The sequence below is a fragment of the Luteimicrobium sp. NPDC057192 genome (assembly GCF_042670205.1).
Taxonomy (GTDB): domain Bacteria; phylum Actinomycetota; class Actinomycetes; order Actinomycetales; family Cellulomonadaceae; genus Luteimicrobium.
The window spans coordinates 135,450-157,091 of the sequence record NZ_JBHUWD010000004.1; the positions used below are offsets into that span (position 1 = coordinate 135,450).

Below are 21,642 nucleotides of genomic sequence, written 5' to 3' on the forward strand. Positions count from 1 at the left end.
CGTGACCGCCCACCCACGCTCGGCCCTGCTGCTCCTGGCCTACGACTCGCAGCTGCGCTGGGCCCGGGCCCTCGGCGCGGCGCTCGAGGCGCAGGGCTGGACCTGCCGGTACGCGGCGCCGTCGGACGTGCGGAGCTTCGTCGACCCCGAGCTCGAACGGAGCCTCGGGGTGTATCTCGAGCGCGCGCCGTGGGCGGAGCTCGTGCAGCGCGCGGGCGCGTCGGACGCGCTCGTCCTCGCGCTCCAGGGCCCGCTGACGTCGCGGTTCGTCCAGGACCTCGCGGCGACGGGCGACGGCGGCGTGCGGCCGGTCGTCGTGACGGGCTGGGTCGGGGTCATCATCGAGAAGCTCGTCGCCGGCTACCTGGAGCGGTTCGCGTCGGACGTCGTCGCGGTGAACTCTCGCGAGGACCTGCGCAGCTTCGAGGCCGCGGGCGCACACCTCGGCCTGCCGACCGACAACCTCCTCCTGTCGGGGCTGCCCCTGCTCCCGTCTCGCCCCGCGTCGCCGCGCCGGGGTCCGGTGCGCACCGTCCTGTTCGCCGACCAGCCGACCGTGCCGTCGTCGCGCGCCGAGCGCCTCTACCTGTACGAGCGGCTCGTCGAGCACGCGCGCCGGCACCCCGAGCGCCGGGTGCTCGTCAAGCCGCGCCACCGGCCCGACGAGGACCCCTACCAGACGGTCCGCCACCACCCCGCGGAGCTGCTCGCGGACGCCGACCTCCCGGCCAACCTCGAGATCGTCTACGAGCCCCTGCCGGAGCTTCTCCCGGAGGTCGACCTCGTGCTCACCGTCTCGTCGACGGCCGGGCTCGAGGCCGTGGGCGCGGGCGTCCGGACGGTGTTCGTCGCGGACCTCGGGGTGCACGAGAACCTCGGCAACCACGTGCTGCTGCCGTCGGGGCTGGTACGGACGCTCGACGTGCTCGAGGGACGCGACGAGGACCTCCCCGAGCCGGACCAGGCGTGGCTCGCGGACTGGTTCGTGGGCGAGCCCGGGCGCCCCGGCGTAGGGCTCGTCGCGGAGCGCGTGGACGAGCTGACCGGCGTGCCGCCCGCGGACCGCCCGTTCGCCCGCACGACGGCGACCGCGACCTTCCGCGCCCGGGTCGCCGTCGCGCGGCACCGGAAGCACGACCTGCCCGCCGGGGGCCTCCCGGGGCACCGGTCGGCGTCGTCCAGCGTGCGCACGGTCCGCTGGCGGCAGGGCGTGCGCGGGCGGGTCCTGCTCGCGTGCCACGCGGTGCTGCCGACCGGGTGGCAGGACTGGCCTCTCGTGGACCGGCTCCGGCGCGCCTGACGCCTCCGCCTGACGCCTAGGCCCGGCGGCGCCCGACGACGACCGTGCCATCGAGGTCGTCGTCGCGCACGACGCGGACGTCGACGAGCCCGGCCGCACGGAACGCCGCCCGGCTCTGGGCGGCCTGCCGCTCGGACGTCTCGACGAGGACGTGGCCGCCCGGTGCGAGCCAGTGCGGGGCCCCCGCGACGACGCGGCGCTGCACGTCGAGACCGTCCGCCCCGCCGTCGAGCGCGACCGGCGCCTCGAACAGGCGAGCCTCGGGCGGCATCGTGGCGATCGCGTCCGTCGGGACGTAGGGGGCGTTCGCGGCGAGCACGTCGACGCCGCCCCGGAGCGCCGGGTCGAGCGCGTCGAACAGGTCGCCCGCCGTCACGTGCGCGAGCGGGAGGTTGCGCCGCGCGACCGCGGCCGCCGCGGGGTCCACGTCGGCGGCGTGCACGACGACGCCCGGCACCCGCGCGGCGACCAGCGCCCCGACCGCGCCGACCCCGCAGCACAGGTCGACGACGACGGCGGGCCGGCCCGGGTCGGCGGCAGCCGCGAGCCGCGCCGCCTCGCGGGCCAGGACGACGGTCCGCTGCCGGGGCACGAAAACCCCGGGCGCGACGGCCAGCCGCAGGCCGTCGAAGTCCACCCACCCGACGACCTGCTCGAGCGGTTCGCCCGCGACGCGGCGCGCCGCGAGCCGCTCGAGCGCGGCGTGGTCCGCGGCGGACTCCCGCAGGACCGCGGCCTCGTCCTCGGCGAACACGCAGCCCGCAGCGCGTAGCCGCGCCACGAGGGCGTCGCCGGACGGCTCGAGCGTGGCCGCGTCGCCCGTCACGCCTCGCGCCCGGCCTCGTCCTCGGCGAGCGCGGCCAACCGGTCCACCGAGGCGCGGAGGCGGTCGGCGGTCGTCGCGCGAGCGCGGACCAGCCGCTTGGTGTCCGTGAGGTGCGTCCAGTCGTAGGTGTGGGTGACGGTGGTCCGTCCGGGGCCCGCGGGCTCGAGCTCCCAGCGCCACACGTGGCCGATCGGCTCGCCGCCCGGCTCGGCGGGCATCCAGGCGACCCGGCGGCCCTCCTCGAGCTCCACGACGTGGTTCTCGCGCGTCGCGCCCGACGTGATCGTCATGACGAAGACCTCGCCGACGGCCCGCACGCGCTGGCCGGTCGCGGCGTCGGAGAGGTTGTCGTTCCCGTCCCAGCGGGGCTGCTGCGCAGGGTCGGCGATCAGCTCGAAGATCGCGGCGGCCGGTGCCCCGACCGTCCGGCTCGCGGAGACGACACGTGGCACCTGGTCCTGCGGGGTCTCGTCGGTCATGGACGCATGTCTAGCACCCGGCGTCAGCGCCGACGAACGGATTGCGCCACCGGCGCGGGAGCGAGCAACCGCGCGAGGGCTCGCAGGTCCGCGGGCCCGCGAAGGGCGGGAGCGCCCGGCGCCGTCACGCCGGCGGCCCGCCCCGCGGCGACGGCCGCGCGGAGCGCCTCCGGGAGCTCGGACGGAGCGTCGTGCAGGCCGTGGGTCTCGAGCCAGGCAGGGTCGGCGACCGGGCCGCCCGCTGCCAGGACGGTGGGCAGCTCGCCGAGGCCCACGAGGAGCCCGCTCCCCCGGAACGCCGTGTTGATGAGCTCGTCGCGCACCCCGAAGTCGTCGAGCAGGGCCACCGGGACGCCCGCGGCGAGCGCCTCGAGCGCGGCCGTCGAGCTCACCGTCACCAGGGCCGCACCCGGCGTGAGCCACGAGCCCAGCGGCCCCGTCTCGAACCGGACACCGGGGGCGCCGCCCGGGCGGGCGGCGGCGAGCTCGTCGAACGGCCAGCGCTCGTCGTGCGTCTGCCGCTCGGCGGCCCGGCCGCGGAGCTTCACGACGACGTCGTAGCCCGCGGAGGCGAGCGCGCCGAGGCCGTCGAGCAGGCGCTCCCGCTCGGGTCGGGACGCCGGGACGAGCGCCTGCGGGGCGAACACCGCACGCGTGATCGGTCGCTCGCCGCCAGGCCCGGGCTCCGAGCGAGACGCGGACGGTTCCGGGAGGAACGGCAGCCGCGACAGGACGACGCGCATGCCGGGGGCCAGCCGAGCCGCGACGGGCTCGAACGCCTCCTGCTCCGCGCGCGAGTGCGTGACGAAGAGGTCGGCGCCGCGCCGGAGCCCGACGGCCTCCGGCGAGGCGGGAAGCGCCCACCCGGGCAGCCCGACGACGGTCACCGGGCGTGGCCGGACCCGCCCGGCGAGCGCGAGGAGCACGCGTGCCGTCGGACCGGTGCACGCGACGAGGAGCGCGTCGGGCGGGTCCTGGCGCAGCCGTCGGACGAGCCTGCCGACCCGCCGCACGACGGGTGGCTCGAGCGCGGTCCCCGCGACCGCCGCGGCGATCTGCGCGTCCGACGGGAGCACGGGCGACGCGACGAGCACGACGCGGCCCGCGAACCCGTCGCCCAGCCCGTCGAGCGTCGCCGCCGCCCACTTGAGGTAGGAGTCGGAGTCGGCGACGGCGAGCACCCGGGTCGTCACGGCTCGCCCCGGCGCACGGTCGCCCCCTGCGCGACCGTGCCCGCGGCGCCGGGCGACCCGTTCGCGGCGGGCCGGCCGGGCAGACGGACGATGCTCACGAGGTGCTCGCGCAGGTCGTCGTCGACTCCCGGCGCCCACCAGCCCGCCTCGGGCACGGTCGCGTCGAGCCGGACCCCCGGCGCGAGGGTCGCCGGCAGCAGCGCGATGGCCGACGTCGGCAGCGCGGCGACCCGCTGGGGCGGACGGAGACCGGCGAGCCGCAGCTCGATGGGCAGCCCGGCCCGGTCCACGACGACGTCGGGGATGGCGGCGACGTGCGCGAGCGCGCCCGCGTCCTCGCGCCGGTGCGGCAGGTACCGCACCCGTCCGTCGCGCGCGAGCGCCCGGACCCACGCCAGGTACGGCTCGCGGCGCAGCAGCCCGTCGACGACGAGCGCCGACCCGACGACGACGACCGGCTCCGAGATCCGGCCGCCCACCGCCGGCGCGACCCGCGCCGCCCAGTGCAGCCGAGCCCGCGCGATCCGCACGCCCGACCGCTCGAGCGCGTCCCGCACGTCGTGCGGCGGCTCGAACGCCGTCACGAGCCGCAGCCGCCCGAGCTCGGCCCGCCGAAGCAGGCCGTCGCGGGCCGCGAGGCCCAGGGCGTCGCGGCGCGCCGACGCCGGCACGCCGAGCCGGACCAGCGGCCGGCGCTCGGCCGACGCGAGCACGCGCGCGAGGTGCGCGGTCGCGAGGCCGTCGTCCACGACGACGACGCGGCACGCCGTACCCGGCGTCCCGCCTCCCCAGCGGTCGCGCGCCGCGAGCAGGGCCTGGGCCCGGCCGGAGAACGCGTCGCCGAGGACGAGCGTGGACGCGCCGAGCCCGGAGCGCGTCGAACGGACCCTGCCCCGGACGTCGAGGTCGACGGTCGGCGGCAGGGGCAGCGTCCCGAACGCGCGGACGGCGTCCTCGAGGCCGGGCACGCCGCGCCGGGCGTGCACGGCCACGGGGCCGCGCACGTGCCCGGCGTCGACCGCCTCGACCGTCATCAGGAGCTGGAGCGGGGACTCCGCGAGCGCGAGCGCGTGCCGTGACGGTGCGGCGGGGTCGCGTGCGATCACCGGGATCAGTCGGTGACGCGGCGCAGGCGCTGCATCGGCGCGACCTCGCCCGGCATGACGCGCTTGACGCCGTCGCCCATGGCCTGCTCGAGGATGCGGATGTCGCGCACGAGGTGCTGGAGGCCCTGCGGCTCGAGCGAGGACGCGTGGTCCGAGCCCCACATGGTGCGGTCGAGCGTGATGTGCCGCTCGACGGCGACCGCGCCCAGCGCGACCGCGGCGATCGAGATCTGCAGGCCGCGCTCGTGGCCCGAGTACCCGACGGGGACGCCGTAGCGCTCCTTGAGCGCCGGGATGACGCGGAGGTTCGTCTCCTCGGGCGGCAGCGGGTAGGTCGAGGTCGCGTGCAGGATGACGAGCTTGTCGGTGCCGAGGATCTCGACGGCCTCGTCGATCTGCTCGAGGGTCGACATGCCGGTCGACAGGATGATCGGCTTCCCCGTCTCGGCGAGCGCGCGGAGCATCTCGTGGTCGGTCACGGACGCCGAGGCGACCTTGTGCGTCACGACGCCCAGGTCCTCGAGGAACTCGACGCTCGGCACGTCCCACGGGGAGGCGAACCACTGCAGGCCGCGGTCGGCGGCGTGCTGGGCGATCTTCTCGTACGCGCCGCGGTCGAGCTCGACGCGGTGCTTGTACTCGAGGTACGTCATCTCGCCCCAGGGCGTCTGGCGCATGACGTCCCGCTGCTCCGGCGGCACCGCGAGCTCGGGGGTCCGCTTCTGGAACTTCACGGCCTGGACGCCCGCCTCGGCGGCCACGTCGATGAGCTGGCGCGCGATGTCGGGGTCGCCGTTGTGGTTGATCCCGATCTCGCCGATGACGTAGACGGGGCGGCCCTCGCCCACGACGAGGTCGCCGATCGCGACGGTGGGGCTCTCGCTCACGAGGTCGTTCACGGTGGCGTTCATGGTGTTCCTTCCGGTGGTGGAGCGGGTGGAGACGAGGTGGGACGCGGTGTGCGTCGGTTCGAGGTGCGTGACCGGACGGGTCGTGGGGCGGACGGCTGCCTGGGCGTCCGCCTCCCCGATCCCGTGCTCGCCGCGGGCGGCGAGCACGAGCTCGGCGAGCTCGCGGACGGCGCCGTGACCGCCGGGCCGCGCGAGCACGCGCCGGGCCACGGAGCGCACCTCGTCGCGCGCGTCGGCGACCGCGAGGGGCCAGCCGACGAGCCGGAGCGCGGGCAGGTCGTTGACGTCGTTGCCGAGGTACGCGACCCGCGCCGGGTCGAGCCGGTTGACCGACAGCCACTCGCGCAGCGCGGCCTCCTTGTCGTCGACGCCGTGCAGCACGTCGACGCCGAGCTTGCGGGCGCGCGCCGCGACGACGCCGTCGCGCTCGGTCGAGAGGACCAGCAGGGGCACGCCCGCGGTGCGCAGAGCCGCGACGCCGAGGCCGTCGCCGCGGTGCACCGCGACGTGCTCGGTGCCGTCCGCGGTGATCCAGGCCCGGTCGTCCGTGTGGACGCCGTCGAAGTCGGTCACGATCGCGTCGACGTCCACGGGCTCGTCCCACGACGGCGTCGGCAGGACGCCCGCGAGGCGGCGCGCGAGCCACAGCTCGTGCGCGTCGTCGATCTCGATCGCGGTGCGCGGGTCGACGAGGTGCAGGCCGATCTCGCCGAAGAACCGGCGACCCGTCGCCCGCAGGCCCGACGTGCGCATCGCGTAGAACGCGCCGGTCTCGCGGTAGTGCGGGTCGCGGTCCTGGCGGCGCGGCCGGTGCAGGACGCTGTGCCCGACGGCGCGGACGGCGTCGTCGTCGGTGCGCCACCAGAACTCGTGGGTCGCGGCCACCGACAGCACGACGTCGGGCCCGGAGCCGCTCTCGACCCGGTCGAGCACGCGGCGCGCAGCGACGTCGACGTCGGTGGGGTCGATGAACGGGGACGTGCACTGCACGAGGAGCGTCACCAGCGGGTCGGGCGTGTAGCCCGCACCGTCGGGGCCGCCCGCGCCGATCACGTCGAGCGCGTGCAGGACGGCGGACTCGGAGCTCGCGGCGCTCCCTGCGATGGACGTCGGACGCTGCACGACGCGCGCCCCGGCGGCCGCGGCGACCGCCGCGATCTCCTCGTCGTCCGTCGACACGACGACGACGTCCACGACGGGCGCGGCGAGCGCCGCCCGGACGGCGCGCTCGACGAGCGGCACTCCCCCCACCTGCTCGAGGTTCTTGCGGGGCACGCCCACGGACCCGCCGCGGGCGGGCACGACGGCGACGACGCGCGGGCCACGGGTGGCGGCGCCGCTGGTCGGCTCTTCGGGTACGGCAGTTCCAGGCACGGCCGTGACGCTAGGGAGACGGGGTGTCGCGACCGTGGCCCCGGCGTGACCGCGACACGAACGTCTGCGTCCAGCAGGTGAACGGCAGGTGCGCCCTCCGGCGGAAGGCCCCCCGGGAGGGCTCCGCAAAGCCCGGGGCGGCGTGGCTACCACCCGGTAGCCTGCTCGGGTGACCACAGCGACGACGCCCGGCACCCCGGGCGACCCCACCCCCACGCCCCTGCCCGCGCGCACGCCGTCGGCGATCGACGCGGTCGCGAACGAGCACGTCCAGACCGTGGCCCGGCTCGAGCCGCTCTTCGCGACCGAGGTCGGGATCAAGGGCCACGACCACGAGCTGCCCGACCTGTCCCCCGCGGGCCACGACGCCCGCGCCGACGCCACCCGCGCCACGCTCCGGGCTCTGGACGAGGCCGCCGCCGCGGCCCCCCTCGACGACGTGGACCGGGTGACGCTCGCAGCCATGCGCGAACGGCTCGGCCTCGACGTCGAGAAGCACGAGGCGGGCGACCACCTCGCCGACCTCAACGTCATCGCGTCGCCGCTGCAGGCGCTGCGCGACGTCCTCGACCTCATGCCGACCGGCACCGTCGAGGCCTGGGAGAAGGTCGCCGGCCGTCTGGCCGGCCTGCCCGACGCGATCGCCGGCTACGTCGAGACGCTGCGCGCCGGCATCGCGAGCGGGAACGTCCCCGCGATCCGCCAGGTCCGCGAGGGGATCGACCAGGCCCGCGAGCTCGCCGGCGACGAGTCCTTCTTCACTGCGATGGTGCACGGCAAGGAGGCGGACGCCGTCCTCGACGAGTCGGCCGCGTGCTCCCTCGTGCGCCGCGACCTCGAGCTCGGCGCCACCGCCGCGCGTCAGGCGTACGCGACGCTCGCCGACTTCCTCTCCTCCGAGCTCGCGCCCGTCGCCCGCGAGACGGACGCCGTGGGCCGCGAGCGGTACGCACGCGACTCGCGCTACTTCCTCGGCGCCGAGGTCGACCTCGAGGAGACGTACCGGTGGGGGCTCGAGGAGCTCGCACGCGTCGTCGCCGAGCAGGAGGCCGTGGCGCGGGAGATCGCCGGCCCCGGCGCGACCGTCGCCGACGCTGTCGAGACCCTCGACGCCGACCCCGCCCGCATCGTCCGCGGCACCGACGCGCTCCGCGCCTGGATGCAGGAGACCTCCGACGCGGCGGTCGAGGCCCTCAACGGCACGCAGTTCGACATCCCCGAGGCGCTGCGCACGCTCGAGTGCCGCATCGCCCCCACCCAGACGGGCGGCATCTACTACACGCCGCCGTCGGACGACCTGACGCGGCCCGGCCGCATGTGGTGGTCCGTGCCCCCGGGCGTCACGGAGTTCGGGACGTGGCGCGAGAAGACGACCGTCTACCACGAGGGCGTCCCCGGCCACCACCTCCAGTTCGGGCAGGCCGCCGCGCAGCGCGACGTGCTCAACGACTGGCGCCGCCTCGGCTGCTGGGTGTCCGGGCACGGCGAGGGCTGGGCCCTGTACGCGGAGCGGCTCATGGAGCAGCTCGGCTACCTCGACGACCCGGGCGACCGCCTCGGCATGCTCGACGGCCAGCGCATGCGCGCCGCCCGCGTCGTGTTCGACCTCGGGGTGCACCTCGGGCTCCCCGCGCCGGAGGAGTGGGGCGGCGGCACCTGGGACGCCGACAAGGCGTGGACGTTCCTGTCGAGCAACGTCAACATGCCCGAGGGGTTCATCCGGTTCGAGTACAACCGCTACCTGGGCTGGCCCGGGCAGGCGCCGTCGTACAAGCTCGGGCAGCGGCTGTGGGAGGAGGCCCGCGACGCGTCGAAGGCCGCCGCAGGCGAAGCCTTCGACCTGAGGGCCTTCCACGCCCGGGCGCTCGCGCTCGGCAGCGTCCCGCTGAGCGTCCTCACCGACAAGCTCACGCGCCTCGACGGGCGCGCGTGAGCCGCGTCCGGCTCCTGCTGGCGTCCGCGTCGCCAGCACGCCTGGCGACGCTGCGGGCCGCGGGCGTCGAGCCCGAGGTGCTCGTGTCGGGCGTCGACGAGCCTGCCGTGCTCGACGCCGCCCGCGCGGACGGGCCGCTCTCCCCCGCCGACGCCGTCCTCGTCCTGGCCCAGGCCAAGGCGAGGGACGTCGTCGGGCGCGTGCGGGACGGTTCGCCGGACGACGTGCCCGACCTGGTCCTCGGCTGCGACTCGATGCTCGAGCTCGACGGCGAGGTCCTCGGCAAGCCCGCGTCGCCCGACGAGGCGCGCGAACGCTGGCACGGGATGCGCGGCCGCACCGGCGTCCTGCACACGGGCCACTGGCTCGTCGACCTGCGCGACGACGGCGACCGGGCCCGCGATCTCGCCGCGCCCGGGCCCGTGCCCGCCGACCGTCCTCACGAGCTCGGCGAGACGAGTTCGACGTCGGTGACGTTCGCCGACGTGACCGACGCCGAGATCGACGCGTACGTCGCGACGGGCGAGCCGCTGCACGTGGCGGGCGCGTTCACGATCGACGGGCTCGGCGGCGCGTTCGTCGAGCGCGTCGAGGGGGACCACCACGGCGTCGTCGGGCTGAGCCTGCCCACGCTGCGCCGGCTCCTGCTCGCGCGCGACGTCGCCTGGACCGACCTGTGGAGCACGCCCTGAGCTCCACTGTCCCTGCGGGCGCGCGGCCGGTCGTCGCGCGGGGAGTCGAGCGCGCGCTCGACCCCCGCGTGTGGGGGTCGGCGATCGGCGCGGCCGGCGGGTGCGTGTTCGTGCTCGCGAACCGCGGCTCGCTCGCCGCGCCGGTCTCGGCACTCGCGCTGGTCGCCTGCGCCGCGGCGCTCGCCTTCTACGTCTGGCGGGTGTGGTGGCGCCGGCGCCCGTTCCCGGAGCCCGAGCCGGTCGGCCGGTGGGCGGGACTCGTCTACCTGGCGAGCGTCGCGGGGATGCTCGTCCTCATCCGCCTCGGGCGGCTCGCCCTGGGCGACAACCACGAGGATCTCGTGCCGGGCGTGATCGTCCTGGCGGTCGGGCTGCACTTCCTGCCGTTCGCCCGGGCGTTCCACACGCCCCTGTTCCGGCGGCTCGGGCTCGTGATGGCCGCGCTCGGGGTGGCGGCGCTCGTCCTCGGCCTGGTCTGGACGCCCGTCGCGACCGCGGGCGTGGTGGTGCTCACGGGGCTCGCCATGCTCGTCCTGATCGGGCTCGCAGCGGGCTGATCGCGAGGCACGCATTGTCGGGCCACCACAACGCAGGCGCCCGTCGACCGCGCTGGCGCCGTCCGCGTTCGTGGGAGGCTACAAAGCACGTCGGGCGGCCTTGGAACCTTCGCCAATCTTCTCCGGAGCCGCCCGCGCGACCCCGGACGGCCGTCGGACGCGCGTTACCGTAAGCCGTGCCCACTCTGCCTGACGTGTCCGCAGCCGCCACCCGTCCCGTGACGAAGGTCCTCATCGCGAACCGCGGGGAGATCGCCGTCCGCGTGGCGCGGGCCTGCACGGACGCCGGGATCGCGTCCGTCGCCGTCTACGCCGACCAGGACCGCGACGCGCCGCACGTCCACCTCGCGACCGAGGCGTACGCGCTCGGCGGCGCCCGCGCCCAGGAGACCTACCTCGACCAGGCCAAGCTGCTCGACGTCGCGCGCCGCGCCGGCGCCGACGCCGTGCACCCCGGCTACGGCTTCCTGTCGGAGAACGCGGAGTTCGCGCAGGCCGTGCTCGACGCGGGCCTCGTCTGGGTCGGCCCGCCGCCCGCCGCGATCGCCGCGCTGGGCGACAAGGTGAGCGCGCGCCACATCGCGCAGCGCGCCGGCGCCCCCCTCGTCCCCGGCACGCCCGACCCGGTCGAGAGCGCCGCCGAGGTGCGCGCGTTCGCCGCCGAGCACGGGCTTCCCATCGCCATCAAGGCGGCGTTCGGCGGCGGAGGCCGCGGCCTCAAGGTCGCGCGCACCGAGGACGAGATCGACGAGCTGTACGAGTCCGCGGTGCGCGAGGCGACCGCCGCGTTCGGTCGCGGCGAGTGCTTCGTGGAGCGCTACCTCGACCGGCCCCGGCACGTCGAGACGCAGTGCCTCGCCGACGAGCACGGCACCGTCGTCGTCGTCTCGACGCGCGACTGCTCGCTCCAGCGCCGCCACCAGAAGCTCGTCGAGGAGGCGCCCGCGCCGTACCTGACGCCCGAGCAGGAGGCCGAGCTGGACCGCGCGTCCAAGGCGATCCTCTCCGAGGCGGGCTACGTCGGCGCGGGGACGTGCGAGTTCCTCGTCGGGCTCGACGGCACGCTGTCGTTCCTCGAGGTCAACACGCGTCTCCAGGTCGAGCACCCGGTCTCCGAGGAGGTCACCGGCATCGACCTCGTGCGCGAGCAGCTCCGCATCGCCGCGGGCGAGCCCCTCGGCTACGACCGGACCGAGCCGCGAGGGCACTCGTTCGAGTTCCGCATCAACGGCGAGGACCCGGCCGCCAACTTCCTGCCCGCCCCGGGCAAGGTCACCAAGCTCCGGTTCCCGAGCGGGCCGGGCGTCCGCGTCGACTCGGGCGTCGTCGAGGGCGACACGGTCTCGGGCGCGTTCGACTCGATGATCGCGAAGCTGATCGTCACCGGCGCGACCCGCCGCCAGGCCGTGGAGCGGGCCCGCCGCGCGCTCGCCGAGCTCGAGGTCGAGGGCATCCCGACGGTCGTGCCGTTCCACCGCGCCGTGCTCGAGGCGCCGGAATTCGTCCCCGCGAACGACGACGAGCCCTTCACCGTCCACACCCGCTGGATCGAGACCGGCTTCGCCGACCGTCTCGGCTCGCTCACGCCCGCCACCCCCGCGGCGCCCGTCGAGCCCGAGGAGAACGAGCCGCTCACGGAGCGCGTCGTCGTCGAGGTCGCCGGCAAGCGGCTCGAGGTCGTCATCCCCGCGGGCCTCGGCATGGTGGGCTCCCGGGCCCGCACCGCGACCGCCGCGCGTCGCCCTGCGCGCCGGAACGGCGCCAAGGCCGGCCCCGCCGCGAGCAGCACCTCGCTCACGTCGCCCATGCAGGGCACGATCGTCAAGGTCGCCGTCGAGGACGGCGCCGCCGTCGAGGCGGGCGACCTCGTCGTCGTGCTCGAGGCCATGAAGATGGAGCAGCCGCTCGTCGCGCACCGGGCCGGCACCGTCCGCTCGCTGAGCGCGGGGGTCGGCGCGAGCGTGAGCTCGGGCACCGTCATCTGCGAGATCGTCGACTGACGACCCCTTCACCCCGCTTCCGCCTAGGGTGGGGAGCGTGCCCGACGACGCCCGCTCCCCCGACGCCCCGCCCGTCGAACGCCTCCACCGGCAGCCGGGTGACGGCTGGGTGACGTGCGGCGACCACCGCCACTGGGGTCTGCACGGTGCGGGCGGCCTGTTCCTGGCCCGCGGCGGGCGCGGGACGACCGTGACGCACGTCGCGCTGCAGCACCGCGCCGTGTGGTCGGACCAGGGCGGCACGTGGGGCATCCCCGGCGGCGCCGTCGCCACGGGCGAGACCGCGACCGCCGGGGCGCTGCGCGAGGCGCAGGAGGAGGCCGGCATCGACCCGGCCGACGTCGACGTCGTCGGCACCCACGTCCTCGACCACGGCCCCTGGTCGTACACGACCGTCGTTGGACGCGAGCGCGGCGGCGCGCACGTGGACCCGCACGCGACCGACGCGGAGGGCATCGAGGTGCGGTGGGTCGCGCTCGACGAGCTGGACGGTCTCGTCCTGCTGCCCGCGTTCGCCGACGCCCTCGACGCCCTCCTCACGATCGCTCAGGAGCCGGCGGACCAGCCGTAGCAGGACTCGAGCTCGTCCAGGTCGTAGAACGCGCTGCCCTTGCTGACGGGCGTGCACGACGCCTTGAACGCCGTCTCCTTCTCGTCGTCGAGCATCCGCACGAGGTACCGGTCGCCCTTGCGGAACAGGTCCCACTGGATGTTCGCGGCCATGGGCGCCACCTCGGCGCCCCGGAACGGGTTGTCCGCGTAGGTGAACAGGTCACCGGTCCGCTGCTGGACGGTGCTGCCGGGCAGGCCGAGCAGCGACGCGAGCGGCATGATCTCCTCGGCGTGCGTGAACCGGAGCTTGGCGACGAGGTCGCTCGTGCCGTCGCGCTTCGCCTCGAGCGTCGAGAACAGGTCGTCGAGGAGGACGCCCGCCATCCGGTACGTGACGTCGCTGCCCGCGAACGCCGGACCGTTCTCGTAGAACGACGTGACGTCGTCGAGGTACCCGAACCAGGACGCCTGCGAGCGGGTCATGAAGCGATCGAGGTCGAGCCCCCGCGTGTCCGCCGCGGGCAAGTCGTGGCTGTTCTGCACGATCGCGTAGAGGGCCTCGGCGGCCGCGACCTCGTCGTCGAACGACGCGAGCTCGCCCGCCGCGAGCCGGTCCACGAACGCCGGCGTGAACGACCTCTCGAGCGCGGCCCGTGCGACCGCGCGGGTGCGCGGCTGGTCGGTCGCCTCGCCCTCCGCCGCGCCGATCCGGGCGTCGTTCTTGAGGTAGTCCTTGTACGCCGAGTCGGACTTGTGGAAGTAGAGGGTCGCGTCGTCCGTCGTGGTCGGGCCGACCACCCGCGACAGCCCCGGCACGGCCGACTCGAGGCCCGCCACGTAGGCGTCGGCGCTGTCGTGCGCCCGCTGCTGGCTCGACGACGACACGTCGACCAGCGCGCCGCTCCCCCGCGCCGCCGACGCGAACAGGCCCGGCAGCCGGGCGGCGGTGCGCTCGGCGGTCCCCTCGAGCTCTTCCTCGCCGAGCGGCGAGAGCTGCCCGTAGCCGATCGCCGCGTTCGCGTCGAGGATCCGCTGCACCTGCCCCGCGAGCCCGCGCCCCAGCGGCGTCAGAGCACCCGCCGCCTTCGCCTCGGCCGCGAGCGCGAGGAGCGCGTCGCCGTCCTCGGAGTCCGACATCGCCCGCGACCCGTGCCGGGACACGTTCTCCGTCAGCACGGGCACGAAGCCCGCGGGCGCCTTCTGGTAGCTGCGCGGGTTCTGCTGCGGCGCGTACGGCGTCTTGGTGGTGAAAGCGTCGCCGAGCGACGCGGGGGACGCGTGCGCGCCGGGCGCGCCGCCCGGGTCGGCCGAGGCCGGGCCCGCGACGAGCGCGGTGCCGACGGCGAGGGTGCCCGCCGCGACGGCGGCGGAGGCGAGGAGGAGGCGGCGGTTCACGGAGGTTCCTTCCGGCAGGGGCGTGGGCACCCCGCAGCACACACCGTGGCCCTGAACGCCCGACGGCGCCCCACCGTCGGTCAGGTGAACACGACCCTACGACGGCCGGGTCCACGCCGGCCGCCACGCCACCGTGGGTGGCCGGAGCCGCTGGTCAGGCGAGGCGGAACGACGGGTCGACGGCGCCGTCGACGACGATCCGCCCGCCCGCGAACGTCAGCGCGGTGACGTGGAGCCCCGGCGCACGCTGGGCCAGGACCTCGGCGACACGGACGCGGACGATCGGGTCGCCGTCACCCGTGACGAGCGTGACGGCGTCGGGCGGCAGGCCCTGCTTGACGAGCGCGGCCCGCAGCGGGCCCTCGACGAAGCCGAGCAGCCGCTGCACGGGCAGACCGGCCGCCGTCGCCGTGGCCCGCAGGTCGAGGACGCCGTCCGCGAAGGACTCGTACCGCAGCGCCGCGTGCACGGTCGGCGTGAGCGCGACCGCGAACCGCAGTGCCGCGGGCGGGTTCGGGACCTTGCGCAGGTCGACCGTCGCGTAGACGGTGTCGTCCTCGCACGTGAGCGAGGTGAGCACGGGCGGCAGGGGTTGGCCGTGCAGGGCCAGGATCCGGGCCTCGTCGAAGGTCAGGTCGATGCGCACGCCTTCATCATCGCTCAGCCGCGGGACCTGCGCCGGGAGGACACGGCTCGGCCGTCGACCACAGCCGATGCCTCACCGGGACGATGGGGAGCACCGACCTGGCGAGGCACCGCCCGTACCGGTGGCCACTCAGCGGAGCTCTGCGCGACGGGTGAGCCGCGTGCGCCGGCTCAGGTCGCTCGTGGCGGGGACAGCGACGAGGCCCGGGAAGGCTACGGGGAGTCGTCCAGTTCGGCCAGGGTGACCTGGTCCGTAGCCCACCGCCGGATCCGCTTGGTCAGACCGTCGGTGGCGAGAACCCGGTTGATGGCGGGAATCCCGAGGGCCACGAGCCTCTCCTGGAACCACCTCGAGAGCTCGTGGACGCGACCCGGGTCGAAGGTGTCAGGGTCGACGGCGATACGCCGGAGCAGTGCGATCTCTTGCGAGCGGCTGACCAGGAATTCGTCGTCGTCCAGGCGGGCTCGTCGGAGCAGGTCCGCATGGGTGACAGGTGATCGGATCCTGAGGAGCTCGAACACCACGGCACGCCTGAGGCCGAGGTCGGGTTCGGTGAGCGCGGCCCACTCCGCGAGGTGCAGCGTGGCGTCTTGCGAGAGCAGGTCGCTGTAGGCGGGCCATCGACCGTGGTCTGACGTCGGGTCGTCCACGGTGCGGCCGAGCGACTTCATCGCCGCGACGAGCGCGTCGCCGTTCGAGTTCGAGGGGTCGGCGTTGAACGCACTCTTCTGCACTCCCCGAGGAGGCATCTCAGTGATCCCCGCTCCGTCAGTCGACCGGGTGGTGCAGCATCCGCGCGACCTCGGCGATCGACCCGGACAGCGACGGGTACACGGTGAAGGCCTCCGCGACGTCGTCGACGGTCAGGCGGTGGGACACGGCGAGCGTGATCGGGAAGATCAGCTCGCTCGCGCGTGGCGCCACGACGACGCCACCCAGCACGACGGACGCCTCCGGGTGGGCGAACAGCTTGACGAAGCCGTCGCGCATCCCGAGCATCTTGGCGCGCGGGTTGCGCGAGAGCGGGAGGGTGGCGGTGACGTACTTCGACCCCGCGGCCTGGAGCGCGACCTCCGACTTCCCGACGGTCGCGATCTCCGGGGACGTGAAGATGTTCGCGGCGACGTCCTGGACCCGGATGGGCCGGACCGCGTCCCCGAGGACGTGCTGCATCGCGATCCGTCCCTGCATGGCCGCGACCGACGCGAGCGGAAGGACGCCCGTGCAGTCGCCCGCGGCGTACACGCCCCGGGCCGTGGTCCGGGCGACCTTGTCGACGACGACGTGGCCCGACGGTGCGAGCGTCACGCCCGCCTCCTCCAGGCCGATGCCGCGCGTGGACGGGATGGCGCCCACCGCGACGAGCACGTGCGACCCCTCGACGACACGACCGTCGGCGAGCGTGACGGCCACGCCGTCGGCTGTCCGCTCGGCGCCCGCGGCGCGCGACCGCGACAGGACGGTCATGCCGCGCGAGCGGAAGACGCCCTCGAGGAGCTCGGCGGCGTCGGCGTCCTCGCCGGGGAGCACGCGGTCGCGGCTGGAGACGAGCGTGACGTCGACCCCGAGCGCGTTGTACGCGCCCGCGAACTCCGCCCCCGTGACGCCGGACCCGACGACGATCAGCTTCTCGGGCAGCTCCTGCAGCGCGTAGAGCTGCGTCCAGGTGAGGATGCGCTCGCCGTCGGCGGGCGACCCGGGCAGCTCGCGCGGCGTCGCGCCCACGGAGACCAGGACGGCGTCGGCGTCGAGGGCGACGTCGTCGCCCCCGCCCGCGGGCCGCACGACCACGCGGCGCGGCCCGTCCAGCCGCCCCTCGCCGAGGATCGTGACGACGCCTTCGCGGTCGAGGCGCGCCCGGATGTCGGCGGACTGCGCGGCCGCGAGCGCCATGACGCGCTGGTTGACGGCGGCGAGGTCCACGCTGATCCCGGGCACGGTGGTCTCGGCCGCGTCGGCGCCCGTGCGCGGGACCCCGAACCGGATGCCGAGGCCGGCGGCCCGCTCGGTCGACGTCATCCACTCGGCGGCGGCGATGAGCGTCTTCGACGGGACGACGTCCGTGAGCACGGCCGACCCGCCGAGCCCTTGCCGCTCGACGACGGTCACCTCCGCGCCGAGCCGGCGGGCCACGAGGGCGGCCTCGTAGCCGCCCGGGCCGCCGCCGAGGATCACGATGCGCGTCGCCTGCAGGTCAGGTCCCTGTGCACTCACGGTGACCATTCTGCCTGGCGGAGCCCGCCGGTCCGCGCCGACGAGGCGGAGCCGGCGGGCTCGGGAGGGTCAGCTCACACCGCCGCCCACCCGTTGTCGACGGGCAGGATCACGCCGTTGACGTTGCTCGCGGCGTCGGACGCGAGGAACACGATCGCGGCGGCCTGCTCCTCCGCGGACGCGGGCTGCCCGACGTTGCCCATGTACCGGCCGAGGGTCGCTGGCCCGCCGGCGGCGGGGTCGGCGTCGACGTGGATGTTGGTGGCGGTGCCTCCGGGGGCGATGGCGTTGGTGCGCACCCCCTGGTCGCGGTACATCACGGCGAGGGACTTGGTGAGCCCGGCGATGCCGTGCTTGGAGACCGTGTACGCGGTGCCGGCGGCGGACCCGCGCAGCGAGGCCTCGGACGCCGTGTTGACGATGGCGCCCTTGCCGGTGGCGAGGAGGTGCGGGAGGGCGGCACGCGTGAGCAGGAACGGCGCGTGGAGGTTCACGCGGAGGACCCGGTCCCACTCCTCGTCGGTGGTGTCGGCGGCCGCGGACATGCGGTCCATGATCCCGGCGTTGTTGACGAGCACGTCGAGGGAGCCGTAGGTGTCGACGGCGGTCGCGACGACCTGGTCGACGACGGCCTGGTCGGCGAGGTCACCGGTCACGGCGACGGCGTCGCCGCCCGCTGCCTTGATCTCGTCGACGACGGCTGCGGCGCGGTCGGCGGCGATGTCGGCGACGACGACCTTGGCGCCCTCGGCGGTGAACGCGAGGGCGGTGGCGCGGCCGATCCCGGAGCCGGCGCCCGTGACGACGACGGTCTTGCCTGCGAGTCCTGTGGTGCTCATGGTGCGGTCCTTCCGATGCTGGAGCAGCATTATTGTCACGCTGTGCCACTATCGTAGATCAGAGAGGATGGGCCGTGACACCCCGGCAGGAGGCCCTGTGACCACCGCGACACCCCGCCCCGGGCGCCCCCGCCGCAGCGCGGCCGCGCTCGCCGCCGAGCGCCGCCGCGTCGCGCGCGAGGCTCTGCGCCTCTTCGCCCAGGACGGCGTCGCCGCCACCAGCGCCGACGACGTCGCAAGGGCGGCCGGGGTGTCCGTCCGGACCTTCTGGCGGCTGTTCCCGCGCAAGGAGGACGCGGTCCGCCCGCTCCTCGAGGACGGCGTCGTCGCCCTGGCTGCGGACGTCCGGGCCCGGGGGCTCGCGGGCCTCCTGGGCGCCGCGACCCCGGCCCGCCCCGAGCCGGGGCCTTCCGACGCGGCCTCCGACGCCGAGCCGATCCGCACCCTGGTGCGCCTCACCCGCACCGAGCCGGCCGTCCGGGGGGTATGGCTCGACGTGCACGACGGCGCGGAGTCCGTGCTCGCCGACGCCCTCGCCGCGAGCCGGGGCGAGGCCGTGCCGGGGCTCGGGACCCGGACGACGGCGGCGGTCGCCAACGCCGCACTGCGGGTCGCCGTCGAGGAGTGGGCGTGGCAGGAGACCGGCACGGAGAGCGGGGCGCCCGCCGCGTCCCTCGCGCGGCGCGTCGACGAGGCGCTCCGGCTCGCGGCGGACGCGTTGGGGCGCCGCGCTGACGAGACCCCCGAGGCGGCACCGGGGTCTCCCGCCGACTAGCCTCGGTGGCATGGCTCTCACCTCCGCGTCCTCCGTCGCCGCCACCCCGGGCGACCGCCTCGACGACCCCACCACCGACCCCTTCGACGTCGCGAAGGAGGCGGCCGCGTTCATCGCCGAGCGGACCGGCGTCGAGCGGCACGACGTCGCCCTCGTGCTGGGCTCCGGCTGGGGCGGCGCCGCGGACCTGCTCGGCGAGACCGTCGCCGAGATCCCGTCCGAGGAGATCCCCGGGTTCTCGGCCCCCGCGGTCGCGGGCCACCGGGCCACGACGCGCTCGATCCGCATCGCCGGTTCCGCGCACGACGACGGCACGCCCAAGCACGCGCTCGTCCTCGGCTCGCGCACCCACCTGTACGAGGGGCGCGGGGTCCGTCGCGTCGTCCACGGCGTCCGCACCGCGGCGGCGACCGGGGCGAGCGTCGTCGTCCTGACGAACGGCTGCGGCGGCCTCAACCTCGACTGGCGCGCGGGCACCCCCGTGCTCATCTCCGACCACATCAACCTCACGGCCACGAGCCCGCTCGAAGGTGCGACGTTCGTCGACCTGACCGACCTGTACTCGCCCCGCCTGCGCGACCTCGCGCGCACCGTCGACGCCTCGCTGCCCGAGGGCGTCTACGCGCAGTTCCCCGGCCCGCACTACGAGACGCCCGCCGAGGTCCGGATGGCCGGGCGCATGGGCGCGGACCTCGTCGGCATGTCGACGACGCTCGAGGCCATCGCCGCCCGCCACGCCGGGCTCGAGGTGCTCGGGGTCTCGCTCGTCACCAACCTGGCCGCCGGGATCAGCCCGGAGCCGCTGTCGCACGCGGAGGTGCTCGAGGCCGGCGCCGCTGCCGGGCCGCGGATCTCCGCCCTGCTCGCGTCCGTCGTCGCGCTCGTCTGAGGGAGCTCACCATGCCTGACACCGATCCCCGCTTCAGCGAGCAGGCGCACGCGCGCGCCGACGACAGCCGCGCCGCGACCGACGACCGGTTCACCGAGCCGGGCGCCGTCGGCGAGCCGCCCGTCCCGCTCGACGACGCGCTCGTCGCCCGCGTCGAGGCCTGGATCGCGGACGACGTCGACGACGTCGACCGCGACGAGCTGCGGAACCTGCTCGACCTGGCGACGAGCGCCCCCGAAGGGCTGCGTGCCACCGTCCGGGCGAACACGGCCCGCGCGGAGATCGTCGACCGGTTCGCCGCGACCCTCCAGTTCGGCACCGCCGGGCTGCGCGGCGAGATGTCGGCCGGCCCGAACCGCATGAACCGAGCCGTCGTGCGTCGTGCGGCCGCCGGGCTCGGCGGGTACCTCACGCAGACGCTCCCGGGCGAGGCCGCGCGCGTCGTCGTCGGGTACGACGCACGGCACCGCTCGCGGGACTTCGCGATCGACACCGCCGGCGTGCTCACGGCTGCGGGCCACGAGGCGCTCGTCCTGCCCGCGCCGCTGCCCACGCCCGTGCTCGCGTTCGCCGTCCGCCACCTCGGCGCCGACGCCGGCGTCATGGTGACCGCGAGCCACAACCCGCCCGCCGACAACGGCTACAAGGTGTACCTGGGCGGCCGCGTCGTCGGCGGCTCGGGGCAGGGCGCCCAGATCGTGCCGCCCTTCGACGCCGAGATCGCCGCGCAGATCGCCGCCGTCGGGCCGGTGAGCGAGATCCCCGTCGCGACGGACGGCTGGACGACGCTCGGCGACGACGTCCTGCGCGCCTACCTCGACGCGGTCCACGCGCTGTGGGACGGCAGCGACGACCGGACCCTGCGGATCGCGACCACCCCGCTGCACGGCGTCGGTGGCCCGGTGCTCGCGCAGGTCCTCGCCGAGGCGTACTTCCGCGACGTCGCCGTGGTCGCCGAGCAGGCCGACGCCGACCCCGCGTTCCCGACGGTCGACTTCCCGAACCCCGAGGAGAAGGGCGCGATCGACCTGGCGCTCGCGCTGGCGCAGGACTGGGGTGCCGACCTCGTCATCGCGAACGACCCCGACGCCGACCGGTGCGCCGTCGCCGTCTACGACCCGCGCGGCGGCTCGTACCGCGGCAAGGAGACCGCCGCCGCGCAGGGCTGGCGCATGCTCCACGGCGACGAGGTCGGGGCGCTGCTCGGGGAGGAGGCCGCCCGGCGCGCCGGCGCGGGTTCCGGCGTGCTCGCGAGCTCGGTCGTGTCGTCGCGGCTGCTCGGGCGGATCGCGGAGGCGCACGGGCTCCGGCACGCGACGACGCTCACCGGGTTCAAGTGGATCGCCCGGACCGAGGACCTCGTGTTCGGGTACGAGGAGGCCCTCGGCTACTGCGTCGACCCCGCGTCCGTGCGCGACAAGGACGGTCTGAGCGCAGCGCTCGTCGTCGCACAGCTCGCCCAGCGGCTCAAGGCCGAGGGATCGAGCCTGGTCGCACAGCTCGACGCGATCGCCCGCCGGTACGGCCTGTACCTCACCGACCAGGTCTCGGCCCGGTTCGAAGACCTCACCCAGATCGACGACACGATGGTCCGGCTGCGCGAGACGCCGCCCGCCACGATCGCCGGGGCCGCGGTGACGTCGACCGCCGACCTCGCCGACGGCTACGACGGGCTCCCCCCGACCGACGGCGTCCTGTGGCTCTGCGCCGACTCCACGCGCGTGATCGTGCGCCCGTCCGGGACCGAGCCGAAGGTCAAGGCGTACCTCGAGGTCGTGGTGCCCGTGGGCGAGGACGACACCGACGAGCAGGTCGCGCGCGCCCGGTGGGTCGCGCGTCAGCGGCTCGACGACGCCGCGAGCGACGTGCGCGCCGCGCTCGGCCTCGCCTGACCCGCGCGGAACGGTCGCCGAACAAGCGGAGACCCGCCCGAGCAAGCACCTCACGGCTGCTTGCTCGGG

19 protein-coding genes and 1 pseudogene are annotated in these 21,642 nt (G+C 75.6%); 9 read left to right on the top strand and 11 right to left on the bottom strand.

What is annotated here, in order from left to right; translation table 11 throughout:
- Nucleotide 1 precedes the first annotated feature (1 nt).
- On the top strand, nucleotides 2-1,300 hold the full coding sequence (locus tag ACFT5B_RS03975) for a DUF6716 putative glycosyltransferase (protein WP_386796672.1): 1,299 nt from the start codon (nucleotides 2-4) through the stop codon (nucleotides 1,298-1,300).
- A 16-nt stretch (nucleotides 1,301-1,316) separates the two neighbouring features.
- On the opposite strand, the gene ACFT5B_RS03980 is transcribed toward ACFT5B_RS03975, so the two are convergent.
- The 6 genes and pseudogenes from ACFT5B_RS03980 to ACFT5B_RS04005 form a co-directional block, all read right to left on the bottom strand.
- On the bottom strand, nucleotides 1,317-2,126 hold the full coding sequence (locus ACFT5B_RS03980; protein WP_386796673.1) for a putative protein N(5)-glutamine methyltransferase: 810 nt from the start codon (nucleotides 2,124-2,126) through the stop codon (nucleotides 1,317-1,319).
- Complete coding sequence (locus tag ACFT5B_RS03985) at nucleotides 2,123-2,605, bottom strand: SRPBCC family protein (RefSeq protein ID WP_386796674.1); 483 nt, start codon at nucleotides 2,603-2,605, stop codon at nucleotides 2,123-2,125. The genes ACFT5B_RS03980 and ACFT5B_RS03985 overlap by 4 nt, the downstream gene beginning before the upstream one ends.
- Before the next feature lie 23 nt (nucleotides 2,606-2,628).
- A complete protein-coding gene (locus ACFT5B_RS03990) occupies nucleotides 2,629-3,798 on the bottom strand; it encodes a DUF6716 putative glycosyltransferase (RefSeq protein ID WP_386796675.1) in 1,170 nt (389 codons plus the stop codon).
- A complete protein-coding gene (locus tag ACFT5B_RS03995) occupies nucleotides 3,795-4,904 on the bottom strand; it encodes a hypothetical protein (RefSeq protein ID WP_386796676.1) in 1,110 nt (369 codons plus the stop codon). The genes ACFT5B_RS03990 and ACFT5B_RS03995 overlap by 4 nt, the downstream gene beginning before the upstream one ends.
- 5 nt (nucleotides 4,905-4,909) lie before the next feature.
- Nucleotides 4,910-5,815 carry an N-acetylneuraminate synthase family protein gene (locus ACFT5B_RS04000; RefSeq protein ID WP_386796698.1) on the bottom strand — a complete coding sequence of 302 codons (906 nt, stop codon included), beginning with the start codon at nucleotides 5,813-5,815 and terminating at the stop codon, nucleotides 4,910-4,912.
- Nucleotides 5,816-6,016: 201 nt separating this feature from the next.
- Nucleotides 6,017-7,423: pseudogene (locus tag ACFT5B_RS04005) on the bottom strand (cytidylyltransferase domain-containing protein); the annotation flags it as partial.
- Here ACFT5B_RS04005 and ACFT5B_RS04010 point away from each other — a divergent pair.
- The 5 genes from ACFT5B_RS04010 (at nucleotide 7,359) to ACFT5B_RS04030 (ending at nucleotide 12,942) form a co-directional block, all read left to right on the top strand.
- Nucleotides 7,359-9,122 carry a DUF885 domain-containing protein gene (locus tag ACFT5B_RS04010; protein ID WP_386796677.1) on the top strand — a complete coding sequence of 588 codons (1,764 nt, stop codon included), beginning with the start codon at nucleotides 7,359-7,361 and terminating at the stop codon, nucleotides 9,120-9,122. The pseudogene ACFT5B_RS04005 and the gene ACFT5B_RS04010 overlap by 65 nt on opposite strands.
- Nucleotides 9,119-9,814 carry a Maf family protein gene (locus tag ACFT5B_RS04015; RefSeq protein WP_386796678.1) on the top strand — a complete coding sequence of 232 codons (696 nt, stop codon included), beginning with the start codon at nucleotides 9,119-9,121 and terminating at the stop codon, nucleotides 9,812-9,814. The genes ACFT5B_RS04010 and ACFT5B_RS04015 overlap by 4 nt, the downstream gene beginning before the upstream one ends.
- Nucleotides 9,799-10,371: a hypothetical protein gene (locus tag ACFT5B_RS04020; RefSeq protein WP_386796679.1), complete on the top strand. Its 573-nt coding sequence runs from the start codon at nucleotides 9,799-9,801 to the stop codon at nucleotides 10,369-10,371. Before ACFT5B_RS04015 ends, ACFT5B_RS04020 begins: the two co-directional genes overlap by 16 nt.
- A gap of 176 nt (nucleotides 10,372-10,547) precedes the next feature.
- The gene (locus ACFT5B_RS04025) at nucleotides 10,548-12,371 is read left to right on the top strand and encodes an acetyl/propionyl/methylcrotonyl-CoA carboxylase subunit alpha (protein WP_386796680.1); all 1,824 of its coding nucleotides are present in this window, start codon (nucleotides 10,548-10,550) and stop codon (nucleotides 12,369-12,371) included.
- 37 nt (nucleotides 12,372-12,408) lie between these two features.
- On the top strand, nucleotides 12,409-12,942 hold the full coding sequence (locus ACFT5B_RS04030; protein WP_386796681.1) for an NUDIX domain-containing protein: 534 nt from the start codon (nucleotides 12,409-12,411) through the stop codon (nucleotides 12,940-12,942).
- Here ACFT5B_RS04030 and ACFT5B_RS04035 read toward each other — a convergent pair.
- The 5 genes from ACFT5B_RS04035 to ACFT5B_RS04055 form a co-directional block, all read right to left on the bottom strand.
- Nucleotides 12,918-14,318 (bottom strand): histidine-type phosphatase, encoded by a 1,401-nt coding sequence (locus tag ACFT5B_RS04035; protein WP_386796682.1) that lies wholly within the window; start codon nucleotides 14,316-14,318, stop codon nucleotides 12,918-12,920. The genes ACFT5B_RS04030 and ACFT5B_RS04035 overlap by 25 nt on opposite strands.
- 154 nt (nucleotides 14,319-14,472) lie before the next feature.
- Nucleotides 14,473-14,964, bottom strand: coding sequence for a hypothetical protein (locus ACFT5B_RS04040; RefSeq protein WP_386796683.1), 492 nt, complete (start codon nucleotides 14,962-14,964; stop codon nucleotides 14,473-14,475).
- 212 nt (nucleotides 14,965-15,176) lie between these two features.
- Nucleotides 15,177-15,635 carry a hypothetical protein gene (locus ACFT5B_RS04045; protein WP_386796684.1) on the bottom strand — a complete coding sequence of 153 codons (459 nt, stop codon included), beginning with the start codon at nucleotides 15,633-15,635 and terminating at the stop codon, nucleotides 15,177-15,179.
- 97 nt (nucleotides 15,636-15,732) lie between these two features.
- The gene (locus tag ACFT5B_RS04050) at nucleotides 15,733-17,178 is read right to left on the bottom strand and encodes an NAD(P)H-quinone dehydrogenase (protein WP_386796685.1); all 1,446 of its coding nucleotides are present in this window, start codon (nucleotides 17,176-17,178) and stop codon (nucleotides 15,733-15,735) included.
- 74 nt (nucleotides 17,179-17,252) lie between these two features.
- On the bottom strand, nucleotides 17,253-18,017 hold the full coding sequence (locus tag ACFT5B_RS04055) for an SDR family NAD(P)-dependent oxidoreductase (protein WP_386796686.1): 765 nt from the start codon (nucleotides 18,015-18,017) through the stop codon (nucleotides 17,253-17,255).
- Between the two features lie 97 nt (nucleotides 18,018-18,114).
- Between ACFT5B_RS04055 and ACFT5B_RS04060 the strand changes: the two genes are divergently transcribed.
- From ACFT5B_RS04060 to ACFT5B_RS04070, 3 genes are read left to right on the top strand one after another with little or no spacing between them, the layout of a single operon-like run.
- A complete protein-coding gene (locus ACFT5B_RS04060) occupies nucleotides 18,115-18,792 on the top strand; it encodes a TetR family transcriptional regulator (protein ID WP_386796687.1) in 678 nt (225 codons plus the stop codon).
- Between the two features lie 10 nt (nucleotides 18,793-18,802).
- Nucleotides 18,803-19,681 (top strand): purine-nucleoside phosphorylase, encoded by an 879-nt coding sequence (locus tag ACFT5B_RS04065; protein ID WP_386796688.1) that lies wholly within the window; start codon nucleotides 18,803-18,805, stop codon nucleotides 19,679-19,681.
- Nucleotides 19,682-19,692: 11 nt separating this feature from the next.
- Nucleotides 19,693-21,573, top strand: coding sequence for a phospho-sugar mutase (locus tag ACFT5B_RS04070; RefSeq protein WP_386796689.1), 1,881 nt, complete (start codon nucleotides 19,693-19,695; stop codon nucleotides 21,571-21,573).
- The last annotated feature ends 69 nt before the right edge of the window (nucleotides 21,574-21,642 follow it).